We start from the raw sequence: 24,863 nt of genomic DNA on the forward strand, positions 1-24,863 counted from the left end.
ATAAAAAATATGCCCCAGTAATCACTTATGGGGCATATTTTCATCACTCTTAAGGCAAATGAATTAGTCGTTATAGGCTAATAGCGCTTTATGGCACAATTGAGATCTCACACAATCATCAATGGTAAAGTTCACCATCGAGACCATTTCATCACTGCTGAAACGTTGTAACGCATCCGCAAGACCAGACTGCACCCCATCAGGTAAGTCGCACTGAGTCACATCCCCGTTAACAATAACCGTGACGTTTTCCCCCAAACGCGTTAAAAACATCTTCATTTGGGTGACAGTGACATTTTGCGCCTCATCTAAAATCACAATGGCATTTTCAAAAGTTCGACCACGCATATACGCAAATGGCGCGATTTCAACTTTCGCAATTTCAGGACGCAAGCAATATTGTAGAAATGAACTCCCTAACCTTTTGGCTAGAACATCGTATACAGGGCGAAAATAGGGGGCAAATTTCTCAGACATATCCCCAGGTAAAAAACCAAGGTCTTCTTCCGCCTGAAGAACAGGCCTTGTCACAATGATCTTGCTGATATCTTTATTAAATAAGGCATCTGCGGCCAGCGCGGTACTGATGAAGGTTTTACCACAGCCTGCTTCGCCATTGGCAAAAATTAACTGTTTGTGTTTAATCGAATTAATATAGAGCTTCTGAGCTTCATTTCGTGGCAGGATTGGTGAGCCATCACGACGTTCCTTTGCCATACCAATAGGCTCAATGCCTGTCAGTTCAGCGAAGGACGCAACGTTATTCATGTCAAACCGACCAGAACGTTCTTTACGTGATGAGCGTTTCATTTCACGACGTGCTTTTGTTGCAGCTTTCTGTCTACTCATAGTATTAACCCTTCCAGGTATCAGTGATGTCAATTTCAGATGACTAACTATTCAGAACAGAGAGGAGCTCCCTTCAAGCTCTTAGTTAACGATAAAACGGTGTAATGTGGTTCAATCCTCTTTCTTTTTAACGGGCCATAAAAAAACCGGTTAGTCATCTCACCATGACAATTTCATGATGGAGGCTAACCGGTCTTGTGTTCGTATTAATAAATACTGACTTCCCATTAGTTTCTCCTGTGACAGCGATACCGTTAAACTAATGAATCTGTATGACACTAATATGACAAACTGCAATATTTTTTGTGACTCAATGAGGCGCTGTTTTTATTGCAGTTTTTACTTTCCCTAAATATAGCGCTAATTTTTTTCAGAAGGCAACATTTTTTTAACACATTTTTGTGTTTTATTTGTCACATCAAACTTTCACTAAAAAAAACGCCAATAATCAATTCGTTATTGGCGTTTAAATGACCATTAACGTGGCTTGCAGTTACCAGCCAGGTGATAACCCGCTTCTTGGGCCGCATTTTCGTTAGAAAACATGATTGCATTTTTATCTGATAATGTCTTAAAACCAGAACAATGGGAGAAATGATACTTTTTGGAATTTTTATTACCTTTAATTTCAGCTGAAATTGCTAAGTTAGTTTGTTTTTCAGACTGTTTAGGCAATATTACAGTTGAAGATGGAAAAATCTTCACACCTTCCCCCCCATTTTTATGGTTTAAGCTCCACTGTTTTTGCCCTGTCACAAATGGATTATGGTGCCCCATTACTTTAGCAATACGTTCATCACGGGTACGTTCCCACAGGTTTGGTGGGAATTTTTTATCCCATGCCATCAAGAGTTGCTGTTGCTGACGTGACATGGATAAATTATAACGGTCATGCATATAAAAATAGACACGAGCAACCTGCCCTTTCACCTCATCGCGGGGCTCAAAGACTTTTTGTTTAAAATCGACACGGCTACGACACATTCCATATGGATACGGGGTATTTGGGGATAATTGACCGAAACTAAAATTGCTTCTATCTCCATTTACCTCACCAATGGAAGGCGCCAGGTTATGCAAATCAGCTTCCATACGAGCAAAAACAGGGTCTGTCGAAACACAATTTTTCCGCCCACCATTCTGCCAACATTGGCGCTGATGACCGAATACCCATGCAGGCACAATATGTTCCCACTCTATACGTTCGGCACGGCTTTGCTGTTTGCGTACCTGATAGCCACAAGAGATTAAATCCACTTGCCCACCACTTTTGCCTACCCACTCCCACTGACAGCCACAGTAAATCGTTCCTTCCCCTTGTTGACTTTGATCGGAATAGACTTGAGTTTTGCTGAGCACTTTCGCTTGGGTGAATGAGCTAGGTGCTGCAAAAGAAAAGGAAAATGGTAAAAATAGAAAGAAAGACAGAATAAAACGGAAGAAAGACAAAAAACTGGATTGTTTCAAAATAACACCACTAATCAGAATATAAGCGAAAAATTAATATAAATACGTTAGTGTTATTTCTAACACTCTAATGCATATAGAAAATATCGTACATTCTAATCAAATAAAAACATTTATGGTATCAGCGATTGCCTATTTTTATTGAATAATTACACCTTCGGATTTTCTGCAAATTTAATAGTTCATGTTAGTTATTATCGGTGTTTTTTATCATTAATAACGCCAAGCGATAGCCTGCTTCAGAGCAAAAACATCCCTTAGCTTTATTGAATATCACACACTTGGGCGTTTACGGTATAGCCACAGCCCAGGCAATGAAATGCCGATGGATAATGCCCCCACAATAAAAGAAGCTTTTAAGAAGTTTGTCACTAAAACCTCAATTAACTCAGGGCTATAACCAAATTGGGAAAGCTTCACCACAGAGATCATCGCCACATAGGCACTAATACCAGGAAACATAGGGATCACCGCAGCAACCGTAAATACTTTTGGATGGGCTAACCACCAGCGGGACCATTGGATACCAATGATGCCAATTAAAATCGCGGCGAGAAAACTGGCCCATTCAATTTGTAGCCCTAGCGCCATCAATATCATTCTAAACCCATAGCCAATCGCACCGAGCAAAGCACAGTATTTAAGTGCCCGCACAGGGACATTAAACACCATGGCAAAGCCAACGGCAGGAATAGCGGCCAACACCATTTTTTCGATTAACACTAATAGAAATTCTATGCCCATTCTTTTAAATTCCAGATAGTCATGGCTAGTACCACACCAATACAGGTTGCGAGTGTGAGTAAACTTGCCATTGTCCAGCGTGCTAAACCTGTATTCACATGCCCTTTAAACATGTCTGCAACCGCATTAATCAACGGGAAGCCTGGTACAAGCAACAAGACACTCGCTGCCATCGAAATGGTTTCTGTCACCGTCAGATAAGGAATTTTGAGTAATAGCCCTGAAACTGAGGTAGCAACAAAGGCAGTAATGCAAAAATTGATCAACGGGTTCATTTGGTGAGAGGTTAAAACCTGCCTAATATACATTGCACAACCACTGGCTAAGAATGTAATTAAAGCACTTTCCCAACCACCGCCATTGAGTTTACTAAAGCATGCACAGGACAACGCAACCATTAGCACCATCAACCAACGTGGGTAACGTAATGGTTTTATAGAAGACAGTTTCTTTTGTAACTGTTTTCTGTCTAATAAATGATGTTCAACTAATATTACGGCATGTTGTACTTCTGTCACCACATGCATATTAATACCACGGTCAATAATTCGTCGTGTTGAGGTTAAACAGCGGCCATCAATAATTGTCGTTAAAACTAAAGAGTTAGACGAAATAGCACTGTCCACTTGACTAGCACCAAGTGCAATGCCTAATCGCGTTGTCAATTGTTCCACTAACATGCTCTCAGCACCATGTTGCAACAATAATAAGCCGCATTCGATGCATAGCCGAGTGATTTCCCGTTGCATTTCAACAGAATCTCCCTCTGTTAAACTGTGCCCATTTAACATACATCCCGCCATTGCGCCCCCAAGATTATGACAAGCATTCAGAAATTCACTTAAACATGTTAGTCTTTACAAATATCATAAAGCCAACTATCAGCTTAAATCATGATCTCTTTCAGGTAAATCTGTGATTCAGAGCCTATGGTTTAAACTTTTTTGGCAAAATTGCTACTTTATTTCATTATTCAAACAAAATGATAGGATCAATCATTCATGAATAACGCCCTTGCAGCCAAAACACCAAAAGGCAGACGCCGCCATCAAGCGATTATTACAGCGGCAGCTGAGGTATTCCTACAATATGGTTTTGAGGGAGCAACTTTGGACATGGTGATTGAACGTGCTGGCGGATCTCGCTCTACACTCTATAAAAACTTTGGGGATAAAGAAGGATTATTTGCTGCAGTTATTGCTGATATGATTGATGAAATTTTCTCAGAACCAAACGAAAAAGTACCACATTTTACTACCATTGAATCTGTACTGGCTTTTTATGGCTCACAGTTCTTGATCAGTGTACTTAAACCACAATCCATTAGCTTATACCGATTGATCCTTGGAGAGTACAACCGTTTTCCTGAAATCAGCCAAGCATTTTTCGAACAAGGCCCTGTAAAAAGCTACCGTTTACTGACCCAAAAACTCCTTGAATTACCTGAAGTGACTGTCGATGAAAAAACATTATTACCTATTTCATCACGATTTTTGGAAATGATCAAAGCGGATGTATTCATCACGACATTTTGTGTTGAAAACTTCAAACCCAGCGATGAATTTATCAACCAACAAATTGTACTTTCTGTTGATATCATCGCTAGCTATATTCGAAAAATAAGCGCTTAACCTTTCCATCAAGCTAAAAGAGCTTGAGCTTGTATTTTCGCTGTATAAATATCCTTCGCCAATAACACCTCTGGGCCATACAATGCAGATAGCATCGGCGCTAGGCGTTCTTTTTCTTCTTTATCACTCCCATCGGGCTGCAATGTCACTACCATCGCACGACAATGTTGTTCCATAGGTTCTTTAGCATGCTTTAGCCAACGACGTACATATTTCATGCTTTCGATATCCTCTGCTGATGGTTTATCTTTTGGTGCTGTTGGCGGATATACTAAGGTAAACTGTGCCCTTCGTGCTAATAATAAGTCCATTTCCTCTAGCCATAAACGTGTTTCATCCATTGTGGATGGGAAGGCGTTCATAATACAAACAGGCCAACTGTTTGTGTCCACCATAATTTTATTCTGCATAATAATCTCACTGTATGTCATCAAAGTGTACTAGAGTGTACACTTTTTATTTAAGACCAGTCAATAATGATTATCATTTGTATTTTGCAAAATATGCTATTCTATAACTTGTTGTGCAGGAATAATCTCAATATGTCTAAAATTATTATCACTTAAAATATTAATAAAAGTTGAGTGATGCGTTTTTTAAAATGGAATGTTATCCTGATATTATTGTGACTTTTGAAAGTGAAAATACGATGAAAAAAACTCTTCCGATTGCATGTGGGTTATTTATGGCTGTTGTTGCCTTTAATGCGAATGCAGGTGCAACATGTGATACCTACTTTAAAGAAATGAACGAACTTGTTAAACAAGCTGAAGAACAATATAAAGATGAAGCCAATGCGGGAGAGCAAATTGCACTGATGAAATCTCAGTTAGAAGAGGCGAAAAAAGCCCTCGCTAGTTACCCTGATGATGCTCAAGAGCAAGCTTGTAGCCAGGCACTAAAAGCAATTGAGCAAGCCAAAGAAGCGGTTAAAACAAAATAATCCATCTTCCATATATTCTAAAAAAACAGCCTGAAACCAGGCTGTTTTTTATTTTAGCGAACGACAAGCACCGATATTTTCGCATAAGAAACAATACCAGATGCATTCGAACCTAATAAATGTGTTGAAATGCTTGGGTTTCTAGAGCCAATAACAATTAAATCAGCATCAATAGTTTCAGCTTCCGCTAAAACTTTGTCCCTTGGAGAACCAAACTCCACCTTATAAGTAATTTTATCTGAAGGATAATCGATTTTTTCAATAATTTCTTTGAGCTGTTCTTCCGAACGTTCCACAGCTTTTTTTGCAAATGAAGACAATAAATCATAGTGATAACTATAGCTCATCGAAAATCTTGAAACATCAGGAACAGAGTGAAATAAGTGAATTGTTGCATTCGAAATTTTCGCCAAATAGACCGCATGTTTCAATGCATTATCTGTTAAAACATCTTCAGATATGTCCACAGGAACCAAAATTGTTTTATACATACGATGCCCCTTATTAATTGTGTTTATCCATTTTCAAACCGTATTGTTGTTCATTTTCACGATTTGATTATTCGGTATTGCGGGTGAATAATTATCATTAAGCCTTTAAAAGTATAGTATCGCTATACTTAAAAAGCTGTGAAGCTCCCTACTTTTTACTGCAAAAAGTTTATTCCTCTAAATGCCATTTATGCAAAAGACGATGAATAAACGGGGTTACAATCAGCCCAATACTAATAATAAAAACGCTTTGTAAAAATAAGCCATAAATCGCAATAAAAAAACGACCGCCTTGGGTTATAGGGGCTGGCTCAATAGCTTGGCCACTCAGCATTGATAGTGCATTTAGCATCGATTCAACAATGGAATGCCCTTCAATAAAATAAAAACCAATAATACCAGGCAATAATCCAAGAAAAAAAACCAAAAGAGCCAATAAATAAAAGCGTATTACCCTGAGAACAAAATGCTCAATACGCAGTAATTCTTTCGAAAATTTTTCCATATAAACTTAGTGAAACCTTATTATTAGCTAAACTGATTAAATATAAAATTAAGCACAATTAAGCCCATAACTTAATCAATATAAATAAAAAAGAGCCTACAACATAGTGTAGGCTCTTTTCTTATTCATTAACGAACAACAAGTACGGATGTTTCTGCGTAGCGGACAATACCCGCTGCTGTTGAACCTAACAGGTGAGTCGTAATATTAGGACGGCGAGAACCAACCACAATGATATCGGCTTCAATATCTTTGGCTGTATTAATAACCTCATCACGTGGGGAACCAAAGGTAATAGTGTAACTCACATCTTCATGAGGTAAATCAATCGAATCCATCAACATTTTCATGTCTTCTTCCGCTTTTACCGTCGCACGATCTTTTATTTCCATATAACCTAACGCGTATGCGTTGATAATTGCAGAGGAAATAGGCAAGACATGAATTAGGTGAATTTTCGCGCCGGACTGTTTTGCTAGATTAACCGCATGGCGAACCGCTTTACTGGTTAATTCGTCTTCAGTTAAATCAATAGGGACCAGAATCGTTTTATACATAACCCCTCCTAAATAAATGTTAAAATTAAGCTCTACAACAAAATTATAAACAATTACTTATAAATGTCTCTTATTCATAAAGATAAATGAGATCTCTAGCGACAAATTCAAACACTATTCCCGTAACCATGGAGTGATTGTTAAACCTACTAACATGCCTTCTGGGCTTAATAAACGGGTGACAGTTTGTCCCCATGGCTCCATTTGGTTATTAACCAACAATTGATAACCGTGTTCTTGGCAAGTCTGAGTCACTTTTTCAATATCTGAAACTTCAAATTCCATCCAACTTTGTGGAATAGGAATATCTGCAGGCCATTGGTCTTTGTTAAAACACGATTGCGCAGCTTGATTTAAAGGCCAAAGTGCAAAATGTTTAACACCATCAAGATGTTCAGGCTCACAGATCAAATATTCGCTACCATTTTCTATCGGTTTCAATGGCAGCCCTAAAACATCTAAATAAAAATGCTGACTTTTTTCGAAATCCGCTACAACTGGGCCAAATCCAGCAATAAACAATACATCCGAGCTATCGTGTAAATCTAACATGGTGTGACCTCAATAATGTATCATCCGACCTTATTAAACATAGCGAACAAAACACCCGCCTTTAGCGCTCGCCATTTTATTTTATTCAGTCATTTTGCAACTGTAACAGCATAGATTCAACCATTCTCTGAGCAATAATTCCCTGCTCTGCGCTGATTATGGGTTGTGTCTGGTTTGCGACTGAATCGATAAAATGCCGAACAGCACCATCAAAACCACGTTGCACCAAAATAGAATCCCAGTTGCCAGGTTGTTTATCACGGATCTCTGACGCCGTTTCGCAGCGCCAATGGTTCATATTGGTAATTTGGTGAAGCACATCTTCAGCGATAGCCGTGACCTGTTCTTGCTGGCTACCTGCTTTACGGTGCATCGAAGTCGTTAGCCAGCAATCACCCGCCTGTAAGTGATGTTCTGCATAGAATAATTCACCATTACGAGTTTGTTGAATGTTGCCACTTTTCAAAACAGCCTCAAAACCGCCTAACCAAAGCACTGTATCAACCACATGTAAATAATCATCGTACAGCGTATAAGCCATATCTTTAGGCCCAATGCTATTGATGCGGTGCTTATCCATACGAATAGAAGAAAAGTGTTGCGTGTTTTGTTTTAACGCGACATAGAAAGGAGAAAATCGGCGATTGAACCCCACCATTAAGGTTCTTTGTTGTTGATGCGCTAATTCAATCAATTGTTCAGATTGTACAATCTGTTCAGTCAGTGGTTTATCTACATACACATGCACATTCGCTTGCAACAAGCGTTGTATCACCTCAAAATGGCTCGCTGTCGCGCTGTGAACAAAAACAGCATCACATTGAGCAGCCAAAGCATCAATGGAGCTAAATAAAGGGAGCCGATAGCTGTCACAGACTAATTTAGCTTTTGCCTGATTTGGCGAGAATGCGCCAACTAAATGCCAATTATCTTCTTTAGTTAAAATAGGCAAATAGGCTTTTTGCGCAATTCCCCCTAGGCCTACGACTCCAATCTTTAATCTACCCATCTTAATTTCGCTCTTAAGTGATTTATCTAGTCGGAAATCATCTCATTATTATAATTTTTTTTAAAAATTTTTTTGTCGAAAAACTCAATAACATAACAGACAAAAACATAATTATTTGTTTTATTTGAAATAAAAGGCAATTCCGTCATGAAAAAGCCATGAGTAGCAATACAAAAAAAGGGGTTGATTTATTAAATGAGAATGGTTATCTTTTACCTCGTGAATACTTGAGTAAATCACTCAGGTTTGTCACAAACGACATTGCTCACATTGCTTCCAGTTTAGCAGGCCAACTTAATTGTTGGCCTTTTTTTATTCTTCAGTATGTTGTTATTGCTTTCGTATCGCGCTGCTAAAGCTCCATGACTTTAAGTGACCAACATATAGTAAGCGCTGAGTTGGCATAAATGTTGGTACATCGTCTGTACGCATATGCAATATATCAGCAGGGGTGATCCATGATGAATTTCCTTCAAACAACGGTATGCCTGCATATTTATAAGCATCTAGGACAAACTGCGAACAAAAGAAGCCGTTCGATTGGTCAATATCATCCCCTAGTTGGACCTTTGCTAAGGTGCGCAAGCAAAAATTACGCACAGTTTCACCAATTAAAGGTAATTCACATACCCGCTTAGTGATCATCCACGGGGCTATCATCACAATACCTTTATAGTTATACTTATTTCCGTTGTTGTGTACTGAAAATTCACGTAGCTTATCCGCATGAAACGAGGTTAACCCAGCCTGCCTTAATACCACCATATTGTTTGAATCTTTAACGGCTTGTTGCAACGTAATGATTCTAACACCACTACCAACCGACTCAGCAACTTCCCCAAGCCCTAAATAAATAGAGGCATGGCTTACACCACTGATACTAAACAACCGAATCCCCCAAGAATTCAACCCTGTAGCGGATGACAATAGGATATCACCAGGTAACATATCTGAGACAGACAAAGGCTCTACTGTATCTTTGATAGGTACAGTATTCGCATGTTGAATACTGAATTTGAAACGATTAGTTTCTTCATCGGATTTAAATTGAGTTGAGCACCCTGAGAGAAAAAAATAAAATACAAACAAAAGTAAAAATTGAAACTTCATTCTAAAGTACCCAACATTCTATTCTACATTTTTTAATGGAATACTCATGTTATCGTCAAAAATTATTTATGACTATCACTTATTATAAAAGAGACTTAAATTGAAAATCGTGATCACAAAATTTGAATAGAATGTAATGATGGGAGGCAAAATAAATATTGGAGGACAATTTATAGCATTTAGCCATCTATAACCCTCTAGTCAATACTAGAGGGCGACATACTCTCAGTTAACTCACCACATATTCAGGGTAAAATACCGTTACTGAATGGTATGTTTTCTTTTCCGTCGCTTTATTGTTTTGAATAGCAACAGTTTTATTCTCTTTTGAACCTATTGATACGCGAATATTTTTTTTAGAACGACTTTGCTTATAAGGCATTCCTAATAAGCGACGTGCACTGTTATTACTAACCATTATCGACTCCTTATACTAGTCAATTTAAATTCATTAATTTAATGAATATAAAAAATATAGTCATCGTTGACCACAAGGGTATTTTTTGTTTTACATCAAATATAAAACAAAATGTAACCTAACTAGTATAGCAGCAATTTAATGTTATTTAATGTAATTAAACTTATTAATTTCACTTTGAAACAAAAATCAAACAAGAACAGTATAAATATATCTGTGGTAAAAAATTCACCTCGGTAGATATTATTTTCTGTTTATCTATGCAACGTCTGTTATTAACACTAATTGAGCACCCTATTGTTTTAAATGCATCACTCCCAATACTGTATAAAAAATAGAATTAAGCAGGCCTGCTAATCAACATTTTAGCACGCATTTAATTACACTAAAGGAGATGCAGGACTAGAACACTTTTCGTTCCAAATCCGATTAACTTGTTCTGGTAATAAAATTTCATGACCACCTTCAACAAAGGGAATAGAGATATCCATTCGTGAATCGTCATCGCGAGTGTATGCTTTTACAATGAACCGTTTATATCCGTCTGGTTTATCATTTTTATAGCGAAACACTTCCCCACAAACATAGCCCACCTTACCGTTATCCTCAGTGTAGCGCGAAAAATGGTATTCAATATTTTTGAATTGTGCAGCTTGTGGATAAGCAAGAACATCATTTACATTTTTTTTTACTTGCTCAACTAAACTTAGCTGTGTGGGCTTCATGTACAATGTACCGAGTAAAAATGCAGCGCCAAAAATAAGTATTGCAATGATCGCTTTAAAAAAATTCATTTTATTGTCGCCATTAAGTGTAGACATAACGTATATTCATTCATGATGATAACCTTATATCAGCTAAAATCCATCATTAAAACGTAAATAATATTTACAACTTTCCTTAAATAAATGTGCTTACTTTTACATACATTAATAACCATACATTTATTAATGCTAACACCACAAATAAATACAACTTAAGCTAAACTTTGAAGTAAATCCAACTAATAAGTTACATCTCTATAACACCAGTATTTCTTCACTCATAGATGTTCTTGTATTGTGCATATATAAAAATTATCAGTATAGTGAGCACCTCAGCTAAATCATTTATTCGGAGTCTTCAAATGAAAACAATCGGCTTAATCGGTGGAATGAGTTGGGAGTCCACATTACTTTATTACCAACAAATCAATGAATCCATCAAGCAAAGTTTGGGTGGTTTACATTCTGCTAAAATTGTACTATATAGCGTTGATTTTGCTGAAATTGAGCACTATCAAACCCATGGTCAATGGGATCTTGCTGCTCAGTGCTTAGTAGATGCAGGAAAACGCTTAAAACTTGCTGGTGCAGACTTCCTTGTATTATGTACCAATACAATGCATAAGGTTGCTAATGAGATTGAATCTCATGTACACCTTCCATTATTACATATCGCCGATGCCACTGGTGAACGTATTGTTCAGGCAGGATTAAAGAAAGTTGGTCTATTGGGTACCGCGTTTACTATGGAGCAATCTTTTTATAAAGATAGGTTAGCCAAGCAATATGGATTGGATGTACTAACACCTAATAGTGACGATAGAAAGATTATCCATGACATTATTTATAATGAATTGTGTCTAGGAAAAGTTCTCCCTTCATCTAAAAAAGAATATCAACGAATTATGTCATATCTTGTCCAACAAGGCGCAGAAGGTATCATTTTAGGATGTACTGAAATTACATTACTGGTTGGCCTCAATGATACAACAGTAAAAGTTTTTGATACCACGGCTATTCATGCAGAAAAAACTGTCGAAATTGCATTATCAATTTAATATAAAAACATGTGAAGGTACTATCTTTAAATAAAAAAAATCAAGATAGTATCTTACTATTCATCACTTTTTTCATAGGCCAAAAAAATATCCAGATTCAAATTCAGAATAAAAATCTATATTTATATATTTTAGCTTCATTAAATTATTTAGATTAAAATCTTTTAATGACTAATTCATATTTTTATTAGTTTCAAAGATTTTTAACATTGATTATACAATTTTATTTGTCTATTTAATTTACAGATTTTTTCCCATTGAATATTCGTTTTTATCCATGATAATCGACGTAAATTTAACTTTAGGGAAATCATTATGACAAACAAAAAATCAGGAAATATAGCTTTAGGACATTTCATTAAGAAAAAACGCTTAGAATGCCAAATAACACCTCAAGAAATGGCGAAAAATATTTCCATTCCTGAAGCTACCTATCTTAGGTATGAAGATGGCTCATTATCAATATTCATTGACGACCTTGTCATATTGTCAAAAATCTTTAACCTTGATTTAAACTTATTATTCAATATTTATCTTAATCCTGAAATGCATCACTAAATTATGCGAATTAAAGATTGATGGTCGCATCAAACATGCTCTTTTTTTGATATAACGAATATTATTCTCGACAATATGTGTAGCTCTATTAATATAGTATTAACTATTCATGATTATTGCGAGGCAATATATGTTGTTTTCAAAAGCGGAAAGATCGCCCTTCTAATAACGTTATTTATTAATTATTAGAAGGGAAAAACAATGAGTTATACTCGATTCAACGTTGAAGCATGGCAACGAAAAGAACACTACCATGTTTATAATGAACAAGTAAACTGTGGGTTCAGCCTAACAGCAAAAATTGACATAACATCGCTATATAGTTTTATATCATTACGTGACTATCGCTTTTATCCTACGATGATTTACTTACTCTCATCCATAGTGAATAAACACGATGAATTTAAACTATCTAAAAAAAACAATGAGCTTATTTTATGGGACAAAGTACACCCCAGTTTCACTATTTTTCATAATCAAACAGAAACATTCTCCTCTTTGTGGTGCGAACATTCTGATAATATTCATATTTTTATGGATAATTATCATCTTCAGCTAGCATTATATAAAGATGATAACAAACTAGCCCCTCAACCAGTGCAAGCAGAAAATATTTTTTATATTTCTTCATTGCCTTGGGTTTCGTTTGACAGTTTTAATTTGAATATTGCCAATATCGCCAGCAATTTCACACCTATTTTTACAATGGGGAAATTCTATCGTGAAGGTAATAAAATACTATTACCCCTTTCAATTCAAGTACATCATGCTATCTGCGATGGGTTTCATGTAGGCCGATTCGTGAATGAATTACAAACGTTATGCAATCAATTAGCGGATTAATTGAACGATCTTAGTGTTATTATTCAATCATACAGATAAGCAAGGGCAGCAGTATGCTGCCCTTCAGACTACTGACAAATCGATTAGATTTGACTGCAGGTTGGACTGTTTTTGAAAATAGACGAGGAAAATCAATTCATTGATTTTTGGCTGATAACACAAAGCAGGAAAAACCACGCTTTTATCCTGCTTTGTCAACAACCTCAAGGGAAGCAGTATGCTTCCTTTTTAGATGGTACTTTCAGACAATTATTATCTCTACAACTCGCCAATAAGAAGCCAGCTAATATAGAGCACATCTCCGACAGCCCCACTTTGGAATACATAATCGATTGGGGTAACAACCATTTTTATGGTATTTGCGAGTGTTAACGCAATAAGATCTACAGGGTTCGTTGCTGGCATATTTCCTCCATTTTACCTTAGCCTAATTGGCAACTTTCCATTATTCAATCAGATAAACACGATAATGACACCTTTTATAGAATAAGTTTCACATGTTAAAAATGTCTTTTTACTAACAAGTATCACTCCCCCCCTCGATTCTGTTATTATGTGCTTCTTTTCACAGATTTTTGCTAATAGCGATTTATAAAAAACAATAAAAATACTAATTAAATTTTATAAAACTACTATCTATCAGCAACATAAATAACAATCCGCAACAGAATCTTATAGAATGACAACCAATAAAGAACAGTACAACTTAAACAAATTGCAAAAACGGATTCGCCGTGATGTTGGGCAAGCTATTGCTGACTTCAATATGATTGAAGATGGCGATCGTATCATGGTCTGTTTATCTGGTGGGAAAGATAGCTATACGTTACTTTCCATTTTGCAAAGTTTACAAAAAAGCGCGCCTATTCAGTTTTCGTTAGTCGCAGTTAATCTTGACCAAAAGCAACCAGGTTTTCCTGAGCATATTCTGCCAGCTTATCTCGATGATTTAGGTGTTGAATATAAAATTGTTGAAGAAAATACATACGGAATTGTGAAAGAAAAAATACCTGAAGGAAAAACAACCTGTTCTTTATGCTCACGTTTGCGTCGTGGCATTCTGTACCGTACAGCAACGGAATTAGGTGCAACCAAAATTGCATTAGGGCATCACCGTGATGACATTTTACAAACTATGTTCTTAAACATGTTTTATGGTGGCAAACTAAAAGGCATGCCACCAAAACTGATGAGTGATGATGGAAAACATATTGTTATTCGCCCACTCGCTTATTGCCGTGAAAAAGATATTGAACGCTTTGCTCAAGCGAAAGAATTCCCGATTATTCCTTGCAACTTGTGTGGTTCACAACCAAATTTACAGCGCCAAGTGATTAAAGAAATGCTGCGTGATTGGGATAAACGTTATCCAGGCCGGATTGAAACCATGTTCCGTGCAACACAAAATATTGTTCCCTCTCACTTATGTGACACTGAACTATTTGATTTCAAAAACATTTCGCATGGTGATGACGTTATCGCTGGCGGTGATTTAGCCTTTGATCGAGAAGATATACCAACACAACCTTTCATTGATGAAGATGATACACCCGATTTTACTACGCAGCGCTTGGATATTGTCGAAGTGAAATAAACCGTTAAATAGCCTCCTAACTGGAGGTTATTTTTTTGCTATCAGATTTTAAGCAAAAAAAAGCCGATGTAAATTACATCGGCATTACAGTGGTCAATTATTCTGTATAAGAACTCAATATGAGAAAAACTACAATTATGGAGCACAACGTTCATCGCTCAACGTTGCATTCACCTGCGGAAGTAATAGTGCCCTAAAACTCCATTAGTTTTATTGATTTATCTCAAACTAGGTCTGGTTATACAAAATAAGTCATCAAATTTAGAGCCAGCGGCTTTTTCGTAGCCACCACAGCACCGTTCCAATTAAAACGGCAAGTAATACGCAAAATACACTAAAAGCAAAACGAAATTCATTTCCAGGTATCCCGCCTAAGTTAACACCAAATAGCCCCGTCAAAAATGTCGTCGGTAAAAAAATCATCGCCATCAGTGACATCGTATAAATACGGCGATTCATCATCTCCGTCATCATATTAGTAATTTCATCAGAGATGATCGCGGTACGTGCAATAAAGCCATCTAAATCTTCGATACATCGGCCTAATCTATCTGAAATTTCTTGAAGTCTTCGACGATCAGTATCATCCAACCAAAGTAACTTTTCTGCCGTTAGGCGAGATAACATATCTCTTTGTGGTGCCATGTAACGACGAACAACAATAATTTGCTTACGTAATAATGCTAATTCACCACGTTCAGGAATTTCGCCATTTAATATGACATCTTCAAGCTCAATCAAGCGTTCATGCAAAGAATCCGTGAAATCACTAATTTCATCTGTGATAGAATCTGCCACTTCAACAAGCCAATCACCTGTACTTTGTGCTCCGACCCCTTCTTTCAGATCATCAATAACAGAGTCCAACGAATTCACTTTACGGTGTCGGCTTGAAATAATAATACGGTTATTGATAAATACACGGAATGCGACAAGTTGCTCTGGACGTTGCCCTGTATTGGTATTTAAGGTTTGTAATGTCAATAATATACCATCACCAACTCGAATTAACCGCCAGCGCCCTGATTGCCCTGACAACGCCGATTTAACTTGGTCATTAAATAACTCAGATTGTTGGATCCAATTAAAACTTTTTGGGTCTTTATAATCAAAATGAAGCCAAAATGGACATTGCTGCGTTGCACTCGCATTAACATCAATCGGGAGCAGGCCCCCATTTCCATTTAATTGAAATGCATGTACAGGATTTGAGTTTTCAAATAACGAACCATAAACCAACGCCATGCAATATCTCCCTTTTATAAATAATAAGTTATTTTTAATAGAATAGAGGAAATATTGCAATAATTTCAATGAAATGTTTGATAATGCTATTCACGTAGCTATTCGTAGGTAATTAACGAAATCAACAAGATACAAAATATAATCAAATGAGCTTTGATAAAAAAAAAGCGCCATTTTTGTTAAATAAGCATCACTGATTTGACACAAACGAGCAATAAACTCGCCTATAAATTTTTTATGATAAAAGTGTAGTGTTTATTCCTTTTTGGTCCTCCTTCCCATTCTCCAGTGGGAGGAGTTTTTTTCAAAAAATAAAAACGGCCCATATACAATACAGGCCGCTAATCGCATTTAAAATTAATGCTTAATAATATATAAACTGTGGCTATATGCTACATCTTCTGGATTTTCAATAGGATACCCTTTAAGCCACGGTTTAATTAACCGTGCGTTAGTATATTGATAAATCGGCGCAATAGGTGCTTCTTTCGCTAAAATAGCTTCTGCACTATTGTAATAACGGTTTCTCAATTGTGCATTGGTTTCTATACTTGCAGAGTTCATCACTTGGTCATATTGCTGGCTATTAAACTTTGGAATATTACCGCTATGCTGTGATGTCAAAAGCGATAAAAATGTTGACGGCTCATTAAAATCCCCAATCCAAGATGCTCGGATAACATCAAAATCCCCTGTATTACGGCTGTCGATGTACGTTTTCCATTCTTGATTCACTAATTTGACATTCACCCCTAATTTTTTCTTCCACATTGAAGCAATAGCGATGGCAATTTTTTGGTGATTTTCTGAACTGTTATACAATAAAGTCAGTTCTAAGGGATGGTTAAGTCCGAAACCCGCTTCTTGTAATAATATTTTCGCCTGTTGATCTAATTCTTTTTGCGAATGGCTATTATAAAGTCCTTTTTCAGGTTTAAAACCATCCGTCACATCAGGTGTAAAATAGTAAGCAGGTTTTTCACCTGTTCCTAATACTTTATTAGCAATTAATTGTCTATCAATTGCCATTGATAACGCCTTTCTTACCCTCACATCATTTGTTGGCGCACGTTGTGTATTAAAAGCATAGTAATAAGTCCCTAATTGGTCAGGTGTAAACACTTCATTAGGAATATCTTGTAATAATTTTTGATAACGTTGTTTCGGGAATGACTCTGTAATGTCTAAATCCCCCGCTAAATAACGGTTTGTCGCATGGGACTCTTGGTTAATAGGAACAAATGTGACTTGGGTGATAACTGTATTTTTGTGATCCCAATAATAAGGGTTTTGGGTTAAAACAATTTTTTCATTTACGACGCGGTCAGCTAGCGTAAAAGCGCCATTACCGACTAAATTACCTACTTTAATCCAATCCGCCCCTAATTTTTCAATAGTCCCACGGTGAACTGGGTATAAACTAAAATTTGCAGCTAAAGAGGGAAAGTAAGGGACTGGCTTATTAAGAACAATTTTTAGTGTGTGTTTATCAACCGCTTCCACACCTAACTGATCCACAGATAGTTTGCCATCAATAATATCTTGCGCATTATTAATCCCAGCCAATGCGGCAAACCACGCAAAAGGAGATGTATTTGCAGGTGCCACCAAACGCCGCCAACTGTAGACAAAATCATCGGCTGTTACAGGTTCACCATTTGACCAACGAGCATCTTGTCTGAGTGTAAATGTCCAAATACGGTTATCTGCGGTCTCCCATTTGAGCGCAACCCCAGGAACAGGTTTGCCATGGCTATCTTGGTTCACCAAGCCTTCGAACAAATCACGCATGACTTGTGCTTCGGTCAACCCCACTGATTTAATGGGATCTAATGACGCGGGCTCATCTTTCAAATGGCGAGTTACGGTTTGGTTATCAGCTAAAATTGTCCCAGCTGGGATAATTGCGCTAATAGCCGGTGTAGCAAGAAAAAGTGAAGCGAACAATACAGCTAAAGGAGAGAATGAAGGTTTATGCATGTTATTTTCTATCTTTGTTAATATAAACGAAATCAGCTAAATGTTTAGCGACACAGTATTGAAAAGAGACTAACGCATTAACAGCACGACCGAATTTATCGTGGGTACACCCATACAAAGTGGAATGTTTTCCTTTTTGCATCATATGCTTTCATGTTTTAAAAATCCATACATCCAGTTTAATTTATGAATGCGGTTACTGAATAACAAATTAATCTTTGGTACGATTTTTCAATAGATGGCTTACTTTAATTGTTATAGCCCTCTGATACATTCGTCCATCCCCATACAATTGTGCTGATAAACTGATGATCACTAAAGAAACCGATACTTATAACCTTACTTTTGTTACACTCAATAATGTATTTTAAAAGACAATATAATAAAAAACGTAAACTCGGCTAGCGATTGTCAGTTGTATAATCGCTGACTGTGAGAAACTTACCAGCCATACAAGTAACGTCCTTGCGCCGCATATACGTTAAGGTATACAGTTAGTTTTTTCGGTATACAGTTTATTTTGGTCATTAATAGAATGTAAAACTCAAAGGTCTAATTTAGCCTGAATGGAAACCTTTTATCGCAAAGATTTTCCTTAAGAAACTGGTTAAGTTGGCACTGATACAACTTATAAACGGGAGAAAAATTCATGTCGCAAACAGTTAAATTAAAAGGTAATGATATCGCAGTTAATGGTGTTTTCTTGCAATCTGGCACAAAAGCAAAACCTTTTACTTTAGTCGCAAAAGATCTTAGCGAAGCCACATTAGAAACATATGCTGGTAAACGCAAAGTATTAAATATTTTCCCAAGCGTTGATACAGGGGTTTGTGCGGCCTCTGTTCGTAAATTCAACCAACTTGCTAACGACCTTGATAACACAGTTGTCCTGTGCATTTCTGCTGACTTGCCTTTTGCTCAAGCACGTTTTTGTGGTGCTGAAGGCCTCGATAATGTCGTCACATTATCCACTTTCCGTAGCCCTTCTTTTGCTGATGATTATGGTGTTGCAATTGCAAGTGGCCCATTAAAAGGTTTAACCGCACGCTCTGTCGTTGTGTTAGATGAAAACGACAAAGTCATTTATAGCCAATTAGTATCTGAAATTACTGAAGAACCTGACTACGATAACGCATTAAATAGCCTGAAATAAGCTTATTTGATTATCGAGCTTCTAACATAAAAAAGCGGGATAATTTCCCGCTTTCTTGTATCTCAATTTTATCTTTCAATAGTTATCACATTAATCAACATACGCCCAATACAGAGGGTGGTGATTTTTAGCATTAACAACATTAACAAATAGCGGGTTACCTTTCATGTAACTAATCAATGTGTGGGATAACGTACTTAAGATTTTTAGCGCCTGATCCTGTGTAACAGGGCAACAAGATGTCAGAATATCAATAATCAAATCTCGGGGCTTATGGCCATTCTTAACCAAAACTTCCCATGTAAAACGGTTTTTCTTCGCTAAGTATTTAACTGCAGCTTTATTCATTAAATAAAGCTCTGCTGCTGACGCCGCAGACTCAAACATATCATTTTTGTAATGACATTGGCCCATATACTCGCGTAGCTTAAGGTTGACAACAAAATTAATCGTGAATTGATCCATGGCAACTCCTTGTAGGCTTAACCCCATTAAATAAGATAAGAACCCAATACAGCAGCTGTCTATGTTATATAGCAGGAAAAATAGTCAACAAGCAAGGAGATTGCTCAAAGTTTACTCAAGCAAGAAACTGTAGAAGAGATAAACTGCAAAAATAAGCCGAAAAGAGTTTAAAACAGGCACCTTGTCCTTCTCCACTTACTCACCATTGTGTTATTGAAGAGAAAATTAATCCATATGTTGAGTTATCGCTATCGTTGTACCTTGATTATCTTGCGTAAATTGTAAGTGTGTTTCACCACCCTCGAACTCCTGAACAATATTTAATTTTTTATCGCCATCCCAACGGTAATTAATGGCAATGCATCCTTCTACTGGGCAAGGCATTGCCATATTTTTTTTGATGACTAACTTTTCAGCTAAGAATAACTGACCATCTTCAATTAACCCACTACGATAGTGTTTATACGCCTCAGATAAAGAGCTTCCCGCAAAATAACACTTAGTCAAGGCTCCATTTTCATAGATTTCATCCATGGTTTGCTCTTCATCTTGGCAATATTTATTCAATCCATCATTTGGGATAGTTGTATTAGCCTGACTAGAAGCACTCGCACCCCAAAAAATTGTGGCAAATATAAACATTAAATATTTATTCATTTTATTTAATCTTGCTCTTTTTTTGCATTAAGGCCATATTCTCGGAGTTTATTGGCAATTGCTGTATGAGAAATATCCAAACGTTTTGCTAATTTACGCGTACTCGGGTAGTCACGATATAAACGTGATAACACCGACGCTTCATACCGTTTAGTTATTTCGTCCAGAGAACCATTCAATGAATCTAAAGCAAGAGTAGGCGTATTTACCACATCAGGCAATTGAATATTACCTGCCTCTAAAGTGCTACCTTCAAGCTCTGTTAGGCCTTGATACAGTGCATTTCTTAATTGGCGGACATTACCAGGCCAATAATAACTACTTAAATATTCAATTAATGAAGGTGCTAATTTGGGTTCTGCGACATGTAATTCTTTTGAAAAATTAGCAACAAACGTTTTTGTTAATGGAAGTAGGTCTTCTTTTCGCTCACGAAGAGGCGGGATCGTCAGTGTTAATACATTTAAACGATAATAAAGATCTTCTCGGAATTTCTTTTCTGCGACAAGTGCAGGAAGGTTTTTCTGTGTCGCACAAATCACACGCACATTCACTTTCACTTCACGCTCTTCACCGACACGCCTAAAGGTTCCATCATTTAAAAAACGCAGTAACTTAATCTGCATTTGTGGTGACATTTCGGCAATTTCGTCCAGCAACACCGTACCGCCATTAGCTTGTTCAAAAAAACCTTTTTTCCCTTCGACAGCATTTGGGTATGCCCCTGCGGCGTAGCCAAATAACTCGCTTTCAACCACATCATCAGGCATTGAGGCGCAATTTAAGCCTAAAAATGGCTCTTTGCCTCTGGCACTGTATAAGTGACAAGCTTTAGCTAAAATATCTTTCCCTGTTCCTGTTTCTCCCACCAGCAACAATGGTTCATCCAACATCGCAATGCGTTTTGCACGTTCGACGACATTTGACATCACGGGGCTCACAGCAATGATTTGCTCAAATCCGCTATTATCCACGTCTACCACTTGCTGACGTTGCTTATCCAAAATAGCGACCGACTTAAGCAGCAAAACAGCCCCTGTACAATGGGATTTACCCGTTTCATCCGCTAAAATAATTGGAGTGACCTGCATCAAATAGTCTTGGCCTTTGATCGTCACTTTTTCACTGTATGGTTCTGGAGATTCACGTTCAAACCAACGCACTAAGCCATTATTTCCAATCAGCTGAGAAAACGTTTTTTCCCGTATTTTGGTTTCATCATAACCAAATAACTGCAATGTCATTGGATTAACCAATTCTATATTTAACTTATTATCGATAGATAAAACCGCTTCAGGGAATGAATTCAATAATGCCCATACTGCTTTGTGTTCACGTTCTGATGGCATAAAAAAGATGCGACGTACATCCAACACGCCATTAATTCGACGTATTTCAGCCATCAACGAGCTAAATACCTGAAAATCGACAGGCGTAAAATTAAGGTAGATGCGACGCTGTGGGGATATTTCAATGCCTTTAAGATCAATATTTTGTAGAACTAAAAGATCAAGCAATTCACGCGTTAAACCAATTCGGTCTTGGCAAGTCACTTCGAGACGCATTGGGAGGAAACCTTATTAAAAAGTCGATTTGATGGGATTATTTTAACGTTAATCGCAATGAGAAGACAGTGTTTGTGTCACAAATTGTTGACACACTGTAACTCAATTAAAATTAACCGAATAAAATGGCACGCACGCCCACTTTTCATTCATTTTAGGAGGGGTTATCTACAATATTAATAAATAATGCTGCAGAGTGAGCAAAAACTGTCAACTCACCCTGCCATCGAAAAAACCTTAGCTTTTTGCCTTTTTATTTGGAATAACGCTCTTTAACTGACCAATTAACTGATGGCGAAAATCAGCCAGTCGTGGCTTATTTTCAATCCAAGGTAACGGTCGGCACAGTTCCATAGCCTTAATCCCTAAGCGCGCCGTTAATAACCCAGCTCCAATTCCTTGTGCCGCACGGGTAGATAACCTAGCAGTAATATCTTGCGATAACCAATCCATTCCAACTTCACGAATGAGTTCTGAAGCTCCCGCAAATGCAATATTTATCAATACCATACGAAATAATCGAATACGGCTATAATAACCTAACTCAATACCATAAATTGCCGCAATACGGTTAATTAATCGAATATTCCGCCAAGCAATAAACGCCATATCGACAATCGCTAATGGGCTCACCGCAATCATAATGGCGGATTCAGCACTACAGCGGCTAATTTCTTTTCGTGCTTGTTCGTCAAGGATTGGCTGAACCATCCGACTATATAATTCAACCACTTCGCGGTCATTATGCGAGTCATGTAACATACTTTGCCAACGTTGAACTGCGGGATGTTGCGCAGACAATGCTGACTGTTTAGCTAATTTTACACAGAAGTCTTTCCCCTTTCCCATGCCATGGCTATGCAGTAATTCACGAGCAAAATCCCGTTCCTCCGCACGTTCACGCAATTTATATAAACGACGCCATTCCCCGACAATAGAACCTGCTCCTGCAATAACAATCAAGCCACCTGCTGATGCTGTGCCTAATGCTGTCCAATCTTGCATCACCCATGATTGATGGATCCAAATGCCCAACTGAGCAACTACGCTAATAGCGAAGATCCCCGCTGCTGTCCCGATAAGCTTACGCCAAAAAGAACGCTTAGGTTTTAACGCTTCATTAATCAGGCTTTCAACTTCCCCATCTTGGGCTTCTTGCTCCGTGTCTAATTCGATAGGCGTAAAATTGTCAAATTCCTGGTCATCAAAGACATGTGCTTGTTTCAGTTTTTCTGCAGTTTCTTTAGTCATGCCATCAGCAAAATCAAGGCGTTGTTTTATTGGTCCATTCATTTTAGTTTATCTCCCAACAAAAATTCTAACGCGCTATCCATGCGTATATGGGGTAAGGGTTGGTCAATCGGTGTTGGTTGTGGCCTAAAGTTTTCAAATTGAAAACCTTGCTGTTGCCAAAATTGTTCCGTCGGTAAACGTTTAGGTACTTCTCCAGGGTAAAACGTTAATGGTTGCCCATCGCTTAAACGGTCACCTTTTAATGCAGGCAACTTTTCTCCTTTATAATCCACAACGCCACTTTTTGTTGCTTGAATGGAAGCTAGTCCCATACAATCCATACTAATACCTTCAAATGCAGCATGTTGCCACGCTTCTTGTACCAATTGTTGCAGTAAAGACACTAAATTCGCATGTTGATCAGGGGTGACGTGGTCAGATTTACTCGCAGCGAATAACAGCTTATCAATACATGGGGAAAATAAACGACGCAGTAACGTACGTTTCCCATAATGAAAACTACGCATTAATTGCGTCAGAGCCATCCGCATATCATTAAACGCTTCTGGCCCACTATTTAATGGCTGCAAGCAATCAACAAGAACAATTTGACGATCAAACCGTTGAAAATAGTCGCGGTAAAACCCTTTCACCACATGTTCACAGTAATATTGATAACGCTGTTGTAATGCACCAAAGTTAGTATTCTTTCCTGCTTGAGCCAAGGTTTTTAACCCATATTTTGCCACATTTGGCCAAGGGAAAAATTGTAAGGCTGGAGCACCATCCAATTCCGCAGGTAAAACAAAGCGGCCTGGCTGAATAAAATGTTGCCCTTGTGCTTTGCATTCAACTAAATACTGCGTATAGGCTTTAGAAATTTCAGCCAATAAATTTTCATCAACTGGCGCTAATGGGTCACATCGTTCACATAGGGCTAACCAATCTTGGGCTAAATGCGCCCTTTTCCCCTTGATCAGTATATTCATTTGCTCTGACCAATCGATAAAACTGAGATCTAACATCGGCAGATCTAGCAACCATTCACCTGGGTAATCAACAATTTCTAAATATAGGGATGAATTATCAACAAAATGGCGCAAAAAAGAGTCATCAGAGCGATAATGTAATTTCAAACGAATTTCGCTGACACCACGGGTTGGTGTTGGCCACTCAGGGGGTTGACCATATAAGGATGCAATTCCTTCATCATAAGCAAAACGCGGTACAGATAAATCACGGTGAGGAATGCGTTTTACACCTAATAACCGCTTGTCTCTTGCCGCTGAAAAAAGTGGCAAGCGAGCCCCTGTATTCACATTTAATAACTGATTAACCAGCGAAGTAATAAACGCAGTTTTACCACTACGACTTAGCCCCGTTACTGCCAGTCTGACATGACGATCAACGCTTCGGTTCATCAAGTCCGTCAATTCATTTTGCAGGCGTTTCATGCTCCTCCCGAGACTTAC

Annotated in this window: 28 protein-coding genes; 7 read left to right on the forward strand and 21 right to left on the reverse strand. The window is 37.6% G+C overall.

Annotated elements, in window-relative coordinates:
* Positions 1-63: 63 nt before the first annotated feature.
* From phoH to AABS66_RS01545, 4 genes are all read right to left on the reverse strand, one after another.
* A complete protein-coding gene (phoH, locus tag AABS66_RS01530) occupies positions 64-849 on the reverse strand; it encodes a phosphate starvation-inducible protein PhoH (RefSeq protein WP_206084094.1) in 786 nt (261 codons plus the stop codon).
* Between the two features lie 477 nt (positions 850-1,326).
* Positions 1,327-2,298 carry an endonuclease gene (locus AABS66_RS01535; RefSeq protein ID WP_375084308.1) on the reverse strand — a complete coding sequence of 324 codons (972 nt, stop codon included), beginning with the start codon at positions 2,296-2,298 and terminating at the stop codon, positions 1,327-1,329.
* 291 nt (positions 2,299-2,589) lie between these two features.
* The gene (locus AABS66_RS01540; RefSeq protein WP_206084092.1) at positions 2,590-3,060 is read right to left on the reverse strand and encodes a threonine/serine exporter; all 471 of its coding nucleotides are present in this window, start codon (positions 3,058-3,060) and stop codon (positions 2,590-2,592) included.
* Complete coding sequence (locus AABS66_RS01545; protein ID WP_430224466.1) at positions 3,051-3,863, reverse strand: threonine/serine ThrE exporter family protein; 813 nt, start codon at positions 3,861-3,863, stop codon at positions 3,051-3,053. The genes AABS66_RS01540 and AABS66_RS01545 overlap by 10 nt, the downstream gene beginning before the upstream one ends.
* A 198-nt stretch (positions 3,864-4,061) precedes the next feature.
* Here AABS66_RS01545 and AABS66_RS01550 point away from each other — a divergent pair, with 198 nt between their 5' ends.
* On the forward strand, positions 4,062-4,691 hold the full coding sequence (locus AABS66_RS01550) for a TetR/AcrR family transcriptional regulator (protein WP_206084091.1): 630 nt from the start codon (positions 4,062-4,064) through the stop codon (positions 4,689-4,691).
* An 8-nt stretch (positions 4,692-4,699) separates the two neighbouring features.
* Here AABS66_RS01550 and AABS66_RS01555 read toward each other — a convergent pair whose 3' ends face one another.
* Positions 4,700-5,101: a hypothetical protein gene (locus AABS66_RS01555; protein ID WP_206084090.1), complete on the reverse strand. Its 402-nt coding sequence runs from the start codon at positions 5,099-5,101 to the stop codon at positions 4,700-4,702.
* Between the two features lie 239 nt (positions 5,102-5,340).
* Between AABS66_RS01555 and AABS66_RS01560 the strand changes: the two genes are divergently transcribed.
* Positions 5,341-5,634: a DUF5339 family protein gene (locus tag AABS66_RS01560; RefSeq protein ID WP_225818277.1), complete on the forward strand. Its 294-nt coding sequence runs from the start codon at positions 5,341-5,343 to the stop codon at positions 5,632-5,634.
* A gap of 53 nt (positions 5,635-5,687) precedes the next feature.
* Here AABS66_RS01560 and AABS66_RS01565 read toward each other — a convergent pair whose 3' ends face one another.
* The 8 genes from AABS66_RS01565 to AABS66_RS01600 all read right to left on the reverse strand — a co-directional run bounded on the left by AABS66_RS01565 (position 5,688) and on the right by AABS66_RS01600 (position 11,070).
* Positions 5,688-6,125 carry a universal stress protein gene (locus tag AABS66_RS01565; RefSeq protein WP_206084088.1) on the reverse strand — a complete coding sequence of 146 codons (438 nt, stop codon included), beginning with the start codon at positions 6,123-6,125 and terminating at the stop codon, positions 5,688-5,690.
* 169 nt (positions 6,126-6,294) lie between these two features.
* Positions 6,295-6,630, reverse strand: coding sequence for a hypothetical protein (locus AABS66_RS01570; RefSeq protein WP_206084087.1), 336 nt, complete (start codon positions 6,628-6,630; stop codon positions 6,295-6,297).
* Between the two features lie 128 nt (positions 6,631-6,758).
* The gene (locus tag AABS66_RS01575) at positions 6,759-7,187 is read right to left on the reverse strand and encodes a universal stress protein (RefSeq protein ID WP_206084086.1); all 429 of its coding nucleotides are present in this window, start codon (positions 7,185-7,187) and stop codon (positions 6,759-6,761) included.
* Positions 7,188-7,301: 114 nt separating this feature from the next.
* Positions 7,302-7,739, reverse strand: a complete 438-nt coding sequence (locus tag AABS66_RS01580; protein WP_206084085.1) for a VOC family protein — start codon at positions 7,737-7,739, stop codon at positions 7,302-7,304.
* A gap of 85 nt (positions 7,740-7,824) precedes the next feature.
* Positions 7,825-8,748 carry a Gfo/Idh/MocA family protein gene (locus AABS66_RS01585; protein ID WP_206084084.1) on the reverse strand — a complete coding sequence of 308 codons (924 nt, stop codon included), beginning with the start codon at positions 8,746-8,748 and terminating at the stop codon, positions 7,825-7,827.
* A 330-nt stretch (positions 8,749-9,078) separates the two neighbouring features.
* Entirely contained in the window at positions 9,079-9,858 is a 780-nt protein-coding gene (locus AABS66_RS01590; RefSeq protein WP_206084083.1) for a YaeF family permuted papain-like enzyme, read from the reverse strand.
* A 229-nt stretch (positions 9,859-10,087) separates the two neighbouring features.
* Positions 10,088-10,276: a stationary-phase-induced ribosome-associated protein gene (gene sra, locus AABS66_RS01595; RefSeq protein WP_206084082.1), complete on the reverse strand. Its 189-nt coding sequence runs from the start codon at positions 10,274-10,276 to the stop codon at positions 10,088-10,090.
* A gap of 380 nt (positions 10,277-10,656) precedes the next feature.
* Positions 10,657-11,070, reverse strand: coding sequence for a hypothetical protein (locus tag AABS66_RS01600; protein WP_430224467.1), 414 nt, complete (start codon positions 11,068-11,070; stop codon positions 10,657-10,659).
* A gap of 332 nt (positions 11,071-11,402) precedes the next feature.
* Here AABS66_RS01600 and AABS66_RS01605 point away from each other — a divergent pair, with 332 nt between their 5' ends.
* The 3 genes from AABS66_RS01605 to catA all read left to right on the forward strand — a co-directional run bounded on the left by AABS66_RS01605 (position 11,403) and on the right by catA (position 13,499).
* Positions 11,403-12,098, forward strand: a complete 696-nt coding sequence (locus AABS66_RS01605) for an aspartate/glutamate racemase family protein (protein WP_206084080.1) — start codon at positions 11,403-11,405, stop codon at positions 12,096-12,098.
* 315 nt (positions 12,099-12,413) lie between these two features.
* On the forward strand, positions 12,414-12,656 hold the full coding sequence (locus tag AABS66_RS01610) for a helix-turn-helix domain-containing protein (protein WP_206084079.1): 243 nt from the start codon (positions 12,414-12,416) through the stop codon (positions 12,654-12,656).
* A 201-nt stretch (positions 12,657-12,857) separates the two neighbouring features.
* On the forward strand, positions 12,858-13,499 hold the full coding sequence (catA, locus tag AABS66_RS01615; protein WP_430224468.1) for a type A chloramphenicol O-acetyltransferase: 642 nt from the start codon (positions 12,858-12,860) through the stop codon (positions 13,497-13,499).
* Between the two features lie 258 nt (positions 13,500-13,757).
* Here the strand turns inward: catA and AABS66_RS01620 are convergent, their stop codons facing one another.
* The gene (locus AABS66_RS01620) at positions 13,758-13,904 is read right to left on the reverse strand and encodes a hypothetical protein (protein WP_206084077.1); all 147 of its coding nucleotides are present in this window, start codon (positions 13,902-13,904) and stop codon (positions 13,758-13,760) included.
* A 274-nt stretch (positions 13,905-14,178) separates the two neighbouring features.
* Here AABS66_RS01620 and ttcA point away from each other — a divergent pair, with 274 nt between their 5' ends.
* A complete protein-coding gene (ttcA, locus tag AABS66_RS01625) occupies positions 14,179-15,093 on the forward strand; it encodes a tRNA 2-thiocytidine(32) synthetase TtcA (RefSeq protein WP_206084076.1) in 915 nt (304 codons plus the stop codon).
* 261 nt (positions 15,094-15,354) lie between these two features.
* On the opposite strand, the gene zntB is transcribed toward ttcA, so the two are convergent.
* Together zntB and AABS66_RS01635 are read right to left on the reverse strand one after the other, a co-directional pair.
* Complete coding sequence (zntB, locus tag AABS66_RS01630) at positions 15,355-16,338, reverse strand: zinc transporter ZntB (protein ID WP_206084075.1); 984 nt, start codon at positions 16,336-16,338, stop codon at positions 15,355-15,357.
* Positions 16,339-16,695: 357 nt separating this feature from the next.
* On the reverse strand, positions 16,696-18,318 hold the full coding sequence (locus tag AABS66_RS01635; protein ID WP_430224469.1) for a peptide ABC transporter substrate-binding protein: 1,623 nt from the start codon (positions 18,316-18,318) through the stop codon (positions 16,696-16,698).
* A gap of 649 nt (positions 18,319-18,967) precedes the next feature.
* On the opposite strand from AABS66_RS01635, the gene tpx reads away from it, so the two are divergent.
* The gene (tpx, locus tag AABS66_RS01640; protein WP_272538591.1) at positions 18,968-19,471 is read left to right on the forward strand and encodes a thiol peroxidase; all 504 of its coding nucleotides are present in this window, start codon (positions 18,968-18,970) and stop codon (positions 19,469-19,471) included.
* Positions 19,472-19,561: 90 nt separating this feature from the next.
* Here tpx and AABS66_RS01645 read toward each other — a convergent pair whose 3' ends face one another.
* The 5 genes from AABS66_RS01645 to AABS66_RS01665 all read right to left on the reverse strand — a co-directional run bounded on the left by AABS66_RS01645 (position 19,562) and on the right by AABS66_RS01665 (position 24,845).
* Complete coding sequence (locus AABS66_RS01645; protein ID WP_206084072.1) at positions 19,562-19,936, reverse strand: ATP-binding protein; 375 nt, start codon at positions 19,934-19,936, stop codon at positions 19,562-19,564.
* A 225-nt stretch (positions 19,937-20,161) separates the two neighbouring features.
* On the reverse strand, positions 20,162-20,593 hold the full coding sequence (locus tag AABS66_RS01650; RefSeq protein WP_272538592.1) for a hypothetical protein: 432 nt from the start codon (positions 20,591-20,593) through the stop codon (positions 20,162-20,164).
* A 5-nt stretch (positions 20,594-20,598) separates the two neighbouring features.
* Positions 20,599-22,158 carry a transcriptional regulator TyrR gene (gene tyrR / locus AABS66_RS01655; protein ID WP_206084070.1) on the reverse strand — a complete coding sequence of 520 codons (1,560 nt, stop codon included), beginning with the start codon at positions 22,156-22,158 and terminating at the stop codon, positions 20,599-20,601.
* A 237-nt stretch (positions 22,159-22,395) separates the two neighbouring features.
* The gene (locus AABS66_RS01660) at positions 22,396-23,451 is read right to left on the reverse strand and encodes a YcjF family protein (RefSeq protein WP_430224470.1); all 1,056 of its coding nucleotides are present in this window, start codon (positions 23,449-23,451) and stop codon (positions 22,396-22,398) included.
* The gene (locus tag AABS66_RS01665; RefSeq protein WP_206084068.1) at positions 23,448-24,845 is read right to left on the reverse strand and encodes a YcjX family protein; all 1,398 of its coding nucleotides are present in this window, start codon (positions 24,843-24,845) and stop codon (positions 23,448-23,450) included. Before AABS66_RS01665 ends, AABS66_RS01660 begins: the two co-directional genes overlap by 4 nt.
* Positions 24,846-24,863 lie beyond the last annotated feature (18 nt).

The sequence above is a fragment of the Providencia sp. SP181 genome, from assembly GCF_050446505.1.
Taxonomy (GTDB): Bacteria; Pseudomonadota; Gammaproteobacteria; order Enterobacterales; family Enterobacteriaceae; genus Providencia; species Providencia vermicola.